At 69.1% G+C, this 7,232-nt stretch carries 10 protein-coding genes; all 10 read right to left on the reverse strand.

Annotated features, from left to right (window positions below):
- Positions 1-68 precede the first annotated feature (68 nt).
- On the reverse strand, positions 69-1,094 hold the full coding sequence (locus tag SJ20_RS00470; RefSeq protein WP_044658564.1) for a hypothetical protein: 1,026 nt from the start codon (positions 1,092-1,094) through the stop codon (positions 69-71).
- Positions 1,095-1,129: 35 nt separating this feature from the next.
- Positions 1,130-1,594: a DUF2617 family protein gene (locus SJ20_RS12325; RefSeq protein ID WP_082067549.1), complete on the reverse strand. Its 465-nt coding sequence runs from the start codon at positions 1,592-1,594 to the stop codon at positions 1,130-1,132.
- A 323-nt stretch (positions 1,595-1,917) separates the two neighbouring features.
- Positions 1,918-2,331: a hypothetical protein gene (locus tag SJ20_RS12055; RefSeq protein ID WP_200891077.1), complete on the reverse strand. Its 414-nt coding sequence runs from the start codon at positions 2,329-2,331 to the stop codon at positions 1,918-1,920.
- Between the two features lie 473 nt (positions 2,332-2,804).
- Positions 2,805-3,761, reverse strand: a complete 957-nt coding sequence (locus tag SJ20_RS00485) for a hypothetical protein (RefSeq protein WP_044658566.1) — start codon at positions 3,759-3,761, stop codon at positions 2,805-2,807.
- Positions 3,762-3,784: 23 nt separating this feature from the next.
- Complete coding sequence (locus tag SJ20_RS00490; protein WP_044658567.1) at positions 3,785-4,003, reverse strand: hypothetical protein; 219 nt, start codon at positions 4,001-4,003, stop codon at positions 3,785-3,787.
- Positions 4,000-4,137, reverse strand: a complete 138-nt coding sequence (locus tag SJ20_RS11940) for a hypothetical protein (RefSeq protein WP_165577044.1) — start codon at positions 4,135-4,137, stop codon at positions 4,000-4,002. Before SJ20_RS11940 ends, SJ20_RS00490 begins: the two co-directional genes overlap by 4 nt.
- Positions 4,134-4,301, reverse strand: coding sequence for a hypothetical protein (locus tag SJ20_RS11945; protein ID WP_165577045.1), 168 nt, complete (start codon positions 4,299-4,301; stop codon positions 4,134-4,136). The genes SJ20_RS11940 and SJ20_RS11945 overlap by 4 nt, the downstream gene beginning before the upstream one ends.
- A gap of 274 nt (positions 4,302-4,575) precedes the next feature.
- Complete coding sequence (locus SJ20_RS11555) at positions 4,576-6,618, reverse strand: AAA family ATPase (RefSeq protein ID WP_131661416.1); 2,043 nt, start codon at positions 6,616-6,618, stop codon at positions 4,576-4,578.
- Complete coding sequence (locus SJ20_RS00500; protein WP_131661418.1) at positions 6,615-6,917, reverse strand: hypothetical protein; 303 nt, start codon at positions 6,915-6,917, stop codon at positions 6,615-6,617. Before SJ20_RS00500 ends, SJ20_RS11555 begins: the two co-directional genes overlap by 4 nt.
- Positions 6,918-6,928: 11 nt before the next feature.
- A partial coding sequence (locus SJ20_RS12095; protein WP_235281200.1) for a hypothetical protein occupies positions 6,929-7,232 on the reverse strand: 304 nt, incomplete at its 5' end.

The raw sequence follows: 7,232 nt of genomic DNA on the forward strand, positions 1-7,232 counted from the left end.
CAAGAACCTCATGACCCACAACAGCTAGGGTGCCCCCGGCCAATCCCGTTTCAACGCCGGGGGCACCGTCACGCCCGGGCGGCGGCGCGGACGATCCGCTCCACGTTCCCCGCCTCGGACAGCGGGAACGTCACCTGATTGACGATGCCCCCCGAGTCCAGGCTGTATCGCTCGCGCAGCCGGGCCGCGATCCGTTCACCCGCCGGGGTCGCACTGGAGAATCGGACGAACGCACCACCCTCACGAATGGTCCGGGAGTGATTCACATCGCCCGCCGGATTGTCCCGCAGCAACAGGTATGCATTCAGGTCCAGCTCCCGCAGGGCGGGGCCGAAATCCTCGCACGACTCCGACGTGTTCACATCTGCCTCCGCGAACGCGGCCACCACCGGGGCTACACCGGCGTCAATGTCCACCGTGGTCCCGTCCTTCAATGTGACAGGTTTCGTCGCGTGGATCGTGTGATGGCGGGCGCAGAATTTGCAATCACACGCGGCCAGCTGGGGATTCATTATCTCAATCAGGTTGCGCATATTTACGCTCAGATCACGGCTGACGCTCCATTCCCAGCCGTTCAGGTCTACGAGGTCGGCAGGGTCGAGCACGTCGTCCACGTCCTCAGCGGGCCACCTGAACGGGACAGGGGCGCTCTCCGGGTCCAGCAGCAGGCGCAGGAAACGCCCCGCCTGGCGCTTCTGCAAGCCGGTCGGATTCTCGCGGATGTAGGCCGCGTGGTCCGGGTAGGTGAGCATCTTCTCCACCTCCCGCCGGACCATCGCCAGCTGCCCGGCACACTGGCGATGCCCGTCACCCTTGAACATGCGCGGCTCCTTCCAACCGCGCTCGTTCAGGGACTCGTCATGGTGGTAATAGCCCGGCGTGGTGATGTGACAACGGCAGGTCGCGCCCTCAGTCGTCAGGCGCTTCCAATGCTCTGTCAGGCTCTCGCGGCTGAACGTCGCATCGTCCCGGTTCGCGTCCAGCTTGCCCAAGTTGGACGCACGCCACGGGCATTCAGCGCACGCCTTCAAGGCCCCAGCGGCCAACGGGATGGACTGGAGCGGGCGGGAGTAGTCGGGAGAATCGTAGGTCATCGTGTCTCATTTCGTGAATCAGTGGGAGTGATCTCTCAGGCGGAGTAGCCGAACGTGCTTCGGGTGGCGACCACATGCCCGCCCTGGGGGTAGACATGCCACGTCGCCCACGTGCACCGGCCGCCGCGGGCAGTCGCGCTCAACGCCGTGAGCGCATGGGGATCACCAGGGAACGTGACGGATAGCCCGTCATGTGCGGCGACGTGCCGGGCTATCGCGGCCACAGCAGCAGGCAAATCATCCGGTCGATAGACCGCAGACGTAAACGCATATCCGGGGCGCGCGGCATGTCGCGGTAGGTGCGGACTCAGCCCCGGCAGACATGCCAGCGTCTCAATGAGGCCCCCCACCTTCACCTGATGGGAGGCCCCCAGCACGCGCAACTCCAGGGGGCCACACTGTTTGACCGCTAACGCCTCTTGAATCGGCGTGGCAGTGCTGAACGTCAGATCGGATGGGGACGTGTCCACGAATGGCACGTCGGCCTGTGAGTGCGTCATAGCCGTTCCGTTCGGTAGGGGGAAACAATCGCCCCCGCCCGGCGTCGTGCCAGGCGGGGGCGGGGTGGGGGTCTCATTTGGGGGTAGATGATGCCCGGATGCCGGCCAGCACCTCGGGGTCGTCCATCCACGCGGTAAACGCGGCACGGTCCCATTCCCGCCGGAGCGTCACCCCGGCCACGCGCAGCCGGTACGGGACACCGCCCGCGCTCCAGACGCGCACCGGCCCGTGGGAGGTCGTGAATGAGCATTGCGTGAGCCGGTTCGGATCGGTCGCAGCGGGTATCACCGGGGCCACGAGGTCACGCCGGGCAAGCCTGCGTTTACTCACTGCGGACCACCCAACCCAACGCGAGCATCCCCGCCGGCGTGAGCCCCAGCTGTGCCCCTAGGTGGCGCATCTCCTGGGCCTGCCAGGCGGACGCGGTACCCCCATAGACCGCCGTCGCATGGACGATGTACGCGGCCACAGCGGCGATGAATGAGTCATCCCACTGCGTCGCCTGCGGCGACTGCCACAGATTCTTCCACAGGGCGCGCTCTTCACGGGACCAGTCCCGCATCTTCGGCAGGGCCGGCACGGGCAGATCGCAGCCCTCAGCGGGCAGCTCAGTGAGGTTTGAGCGCGTTCCCGTGGCGCGTCGCCGCGAGTTCGGTTTGGTCGGATTTGGCATCGGGCCGGGCATTCCGGCACCTCCTTGCGTCGAATCGGTTGGGTCCATCTGCTCGGCGAACATCTCAGACACCTCGCCGACGGTGCTGGTGACCCCCCCCAGCCGGTGGCTCCCCCTGGCCCCCGGTGAGTCAGTCATAGAGGTGCGCGCGTCGTCCGCCTGCCGCGTTGTTGCAGCGCGCGTGTGATGGTCCGAGATACCGCGTGCGGTCGTGGTCGTCGTGGTCCAGGTGCCAGGGTTCGCCGGGTGTGATGGGTCCGCCGCAGCGCTGGCAGCACAGCCCGCCGCGTTGGACTCGTGCATCCCATTCGGCGCGGGCGCGTCTGTGCGCGGCCCCGTAGCCCCGGGCAGTCGCGGTGCCCCGCTTCTGTTCGTACTCCTTGTTGTGCTCCGGGCAGTAGCGGCCCACGGCGGGACGTGGGCAACCTGGCCTCGGGCAGATGCGTTTAGCGCGTGCCATGTCTGTTGCTCCTTGCAGTAGCGGCGACGGCCCACGCTGTGTGCGTGAGCCGTCGCCGTGTGCGTGGTGTGCGTGGTCAGCCCTGGTGAGTCGAGGGCAGCGGGAGGCCGTAGAACTCGGCGGATCGAATGCTGATGGTCTCGGCCTCTACGGCTGCGGCCACGTCCTCGGCGGTTGCCTCGTGGACGGGCACCCAGTGGTGGAGTCCGGCGAGGATGCCCTCCGGTCCGGGGCCAGCGTCGGGCGCGGCGTCGGGGACGGTCTGCCCGGTGTAGCTGTCCCGCCACTGGATGACCCTGTAATGCAGGAACGGGGACCCGGGCACGTCGGGGTAGGTGACGACGCGCTCCACGTTCTCGCCCGCCTTGAATTCGGCCAGCGCGGCCAGGCGTGCGGCCTCGTTCTCGGCGTGCCGTTCAGCGGCGGTGGGCACGTACTTGTCCAGGGTGGCGTCGTCTCCGGTGATGCTGGCCTGGGCCGTGTCCTGCATGGTCTCGGCCCATTCATCGGCGTAGGTGAACGTCAGCCGGTCCAGGACGCGGCGGTGGTGCGTGTCGAAGTCGGCCCCGCTGGGGGCGCGGTAGTTCGCCAGGCTGGCGGGCAGTTCCTGCCCCAGTGCCACGGCAGCCTCGTGCAGCAGGGACCGGATGGACTCTGAGCGGCGCGCGATGGAGAGGTAGCGTCCAGTGGCGCGCATGACCGGGTCGGCCTCCAGTGCGGCGATGAGGGCTTCCTGTGCCGCTTTCAGGTCGGCCCGGTTCTCCTCGGCCAGTCGTTCGATCCCGCCCGCGTTGAGCAGGTGGTGCGCGAATGCCCGGCGGCGGTCCTGGATGCGCTGGGCCTCGGCATCCCTGCGCCGGGCGAGTTCGGCCTGTGCGGCCTCGGCCTCGGACAGTGCGGCTTCCACCTTCTTCTGTGCTGCGGTGCGCGCCTTTTGGGCTGCGTCATTCACGGATGCGTGGGCCTGGTCGGCGGTCTGGGCAAGCTTGGTCAGCTGCTCAGTGGTCATCTCAGAGATGGGGTTGGTGGTCATGGTGCGTGTCCTTCCTTGGACGGTCAGTTGTGGTGCTCGGGGTCGGTGGCGTCCAGCAGCTCGGCGGGTGTGCCGTCCGCGTTCGTCATGGGGGGATGGTCTGGGCGGGGTGCGCGTGCCCCCTTCCCGGCGGGGTGTCGCCTCATGGCGTCCAGCAGCTCGGCGCGTCGGTCGCGTCCGCCTCGTGCGAGGGCGATGAACCGGCGCACGTCGGCGTCGGTGTATCCCGGGCGGGCTCTCATGCGCGCTCCCGGGCTACGTCGAGGGCGTAGCGGATGCTGTGGCACTCGTTGCGCAGGTAGGCGAGTTCGGCGGCTACGCGTTCCAGTGCCGTGGTGGCGGCGTGTTTCGGTGTGGGCCGGGAGGGGGTGCTCACGGGTGGGCCTCCTGACGTTCGGCGCGCAGCCGGTTCACCTCGGCGCGCAGCTCGCGCACCTTGGCCTCGGCGTCCTCGGCGCGTTTGCGGATGCGATCATTTCGGTCTGCGTGAAAACGGACGGCGGCGCGCAGGTTGTCCATCTCGGATGCGCGGGTGGTCATTGGTGGTGTCCTCCTCGGGACGACGACGGCCCCGGCGCGTGGTGCGCTCGGGGCCGTCTGGGGGTCTGTTGAAGTGGTCAGGTGCGGTCTCTGTCCCCGTGTCCCCGTCTATAGAGACGGGGACGGGGACACGGCTGTCCCGGATTGTCCCGGGGACAGTGGCAGCGGCGTGCAGCGGCTAGAACATGCGGTTCGGGTCTGTCCCGAACACCCTCTGTCCCCGGCTGTCCCGGACGGGCTGTCCCCGGGGATCGGGGACAATAAGCGGAGCATTTCACTGCCTTTCTCTCCGTTTACGGATAGCCTCGGCCAGCACCTCATTACGGGCCTTCATGCCCCGCTCTCGCAGGAACTCGCGCAGCTGCTCCCGGGTCACGTCAGCGGCGACTCGGGCCGCGTCCATTGCCGCGATGACCTCGGCCACCTTGCGGTCGTGCGCCTCGGCATCGGACGGCACGCGGTTGCCCTCGGCGTAGCTCAGGGCGCGGGTTGAGGGCGTGAACTCCAGGACGCCCTCCGGGACGCTCACGTCTCGGCCCATCGCCCTGAAGTATCGGGGCGCGTCGTCGGCGTCACCCTTGCGGGTCAGCGTCCACAGCGCGTCGCAGGAGTCCGCGAACTTGGACGAGCCGCGCGCCCTCTCCCCGCCGTGGCCGTGGTGGTGGACGATCAGGCTGTTCTGTACGCCCGCCTCGGCCATGAGCGCATCCCAGCCCGTGAAGAACCCGCCAACGTCCGTCGATGAGTTCTCCTCCAGCCCCAGCGCGGCCAGAACCGGCCCCACCGGATCGAGGATGACCGTCTGCGCTCCGGCGAGGATGCGCGCCCACTGGGCACGATTGGCCGGCTCCGTGGGGTCCAGCGTCTGAACCCGCCCGCGCAGTGACACCACGCGGACCCGCTCCGGGTGGCGCACCTGCACGGCCCGCAGCCAGCGGGCCAGGTGGCCCTCCGTCATCTCCGTGTCCAGCAGCACCACGCGCCCGCCCGTCTCGGACAGGTTCACCGGGGCGAACCGATCCAGGAACGGGGCACCATCAGCCAGGGTGCGGACAAGATTCCCCATCATGGTCGTCTTGCCCCCCTTGGCCGGGGCGGTCAGCATGACCCGCCCTCCCAGGGGCCACAGGTCCTCCAGCAGCCAGGAGGCTTCATCGTCTGCGTGGGCGGCGATGAACTCTCCCAGGTCCACAGGTGCCGGCGGCGGGGCCTGAGCTGCACGCTCAGCGGACACCATGCGCCGGGCCGCCTCCGTGACTCGCAGACGCTCGGCCGCCTCCGCAATCGCGCGATCCCGGCTGTACCGCTCCACGTCCACAGGTGCCTCCGTGACGGCCTCGGGGGCCGGGGCGGTCCTCGGGGCCACCGGACGCTCCGTGAACCCGTCAGCGGCCAGCGCACGGGCGGCGGCGGCATGGTCTCCCCCGTGCTCCAACACGGCGTAGGCACCGAACTTGGAATACGGCGTTTCCGGGTCGAACGCGGTGGACGTGCTGAACACGTACAGACCCCCGTCCTCGCGCGTGGTGGCGCTCGGCCCCTCGGCGGTGGACTTGCCCGGACGGGTCCAATGCGTCTCCGCTCCGGCCCGGTGGTGGACCTGCCAGCCGTGGCGGGTCAGCAGCTCATCCCAGGTCGTGCGGGCCGCGTACAGGTCGCCAGGACGCGCCCCGTCAGCCGGTGCCAGTGTCGGCGCGGGCCGATGCTCCACCGTGCGGGCGGGCGCGCGATCCAGTGCCCTGAACAGCCCGTGCAGCGTCTCGCGCTCAGCAGCGGTCAGCGTCGGCACCGTAGCCGGCCCACCGTCCAGGCGCTCCCACGCCCGGCCCGTCTTGTGCGTGGTCCCACCGGAGGGGGCGAGGACCACCTGCCCGCCCTGGCCCCGCGTCTCCGCGATGGTCTGCCGGGCTTCGGTGGTGGCGAGCTTCACGTTGCCAGGCACGTCCATGCCCTCCACGCGGTAGAACCAGTGGACTCCGCCAGACGGGGACCGTTCGCACCATCCCCCGTTCACGCGCTCCCAGAGCTCCAGCAGCCCAGCAGCCCCGGCGGCGCGTCCCACGTCCTCCAGCAGCCCGACATGAGCGCCTTCGATTTCCAGCATCTCCAGACCGCCGGAGAGGGCACCGCACGCGGCCCCGATAGCCCGGTGGCGGGGATCGTCCCCGCCGAACCATGCGTCGAGGTCGGCGGCGGTCGTCCGGTGTGACTGCCACGCCTTCAGCGCGGGGGCCTTGGTGCCGTCGTGGCGGACGGGGATCACGTTCACCCCGGCAGCGTGCATCTGTCGGGCCGTGTCGATCAGCGCGGCGCTCATGCGGACCACCCCCCGGCGAACTCGTGCACGGGGGCGAGACGGCACAGCGTGACCGCCGTGCGGTGACCGTTCATGGTCTGGCGCGCGGCGTGACGCTCAGCTGCGCGCAGATCCAGGAAGATGCGCCGCCGGTAACGGGTCTCCCCGTCCACCTTGCGCGCCACCAGGACGACGAAAACGCCCTCCAACAGATCGGCGGCGTCCGGTAGACTTGCAGTGTGAACCTGGCCGTTGGTGGTGGCAGGGTTGGCGATCTCGGAGAAGGTCGCCCCGTGGCGAGCGGGGCGGCCTTCTGTCATGTCCAGGGGCTTCACTGGGCGATCACCCCCGCCCGCTCACGGTCCACGTTGCGGGCGGCGGTGTCGCCGGTGGGGTCGAGGGTGCGCAGACGGCGCATGTAGACCACGGGATCAGCAGCGGCGATGAACTCCCCCAGACGCGCCCCGTCCATGTCCTGAATGCGGGCAAGGTGGCGCTTAGCCCAGGAGCGGGAGAGGCGAGGGAAGGTCTCACAGATCAGATCGACGGCCCCCCGCTTATCGCGGGTGCTCAGCTCGTGCTGAAAGGCGAACAGGGTGATTCCCCGGCCATTTGTAAGCGGCCATGAAAAGCTG

Origin of the sequence: Micrococcus sp. MS-ASIII-49 (assembly GCF_000946635.1) — a bacterium.
Classification (GTDB): domain Bacteria; phylum Actinomycetota; class Actinomycetes; order Actinomycetales; family Micrococcaceae; genus Micrococcus; species Micrococcus luteus.

Bases quoted from the DNA above. Each gene is read 5' to 3' on its own strand.
- SJ20_RS00470 (WP_044658564.1), bottom strand. From the start codon at position 1,094: ATGACCTACGATTCTCCCGACTACTCCCGCCCGCTCCAGTCCATCCCG.
- SJ20_RS12325 (WP_082067549.1), bottom strand. From the start codon at position 1,594: ATGACGCACTCACAGGCCGACGTGCCATTCGTGGACACGTCCCCATCC.
- SJ20_RS12055 (WP_200891077.1), bottom strand. From the start codon at position 2,331: ATGTTCGCCGAGCAGATGGACCCAACCGATTCGACGCAAGGAGGTGCC.
- SJ20_RS00485 (WP_044658566.1), bottom strand. From the start codon at position 3,761: ATGACCACCAACCCCATCTCTGAGATGACCACTGAGCAGCTGACCAAG.
- SJ20_RS00490 (WP_044658567.1), bottom strand. From the start codon at position 4,003: ATGAGAGCCCGCCCGGGATACACCGACGCCGACGTGCGCCGGTTCATC.
- SJ20_RS11945 (WP_165577045.1), bottom strand. From the start codon at position 4,301: ATGACCACCCGCGCATCCGAGATGGACAACCTGCGCGCCGCCGTCCGT.
- SJ20_RS11555 (WP_131661416.1), bottom strand. From the start codon at position 6,618: ATGAGCGCCGCGCTGATCGACACGGCCCGACAGATGCACGCTGCCGGG.
- SJ20_RS00500 (WP_131661418.1), bottom strand. From the start codon at position 6,917: ATGACAGAAGGCCGCCCCGCTCGCCACGGGGCGACCTTCTCCGAGATC.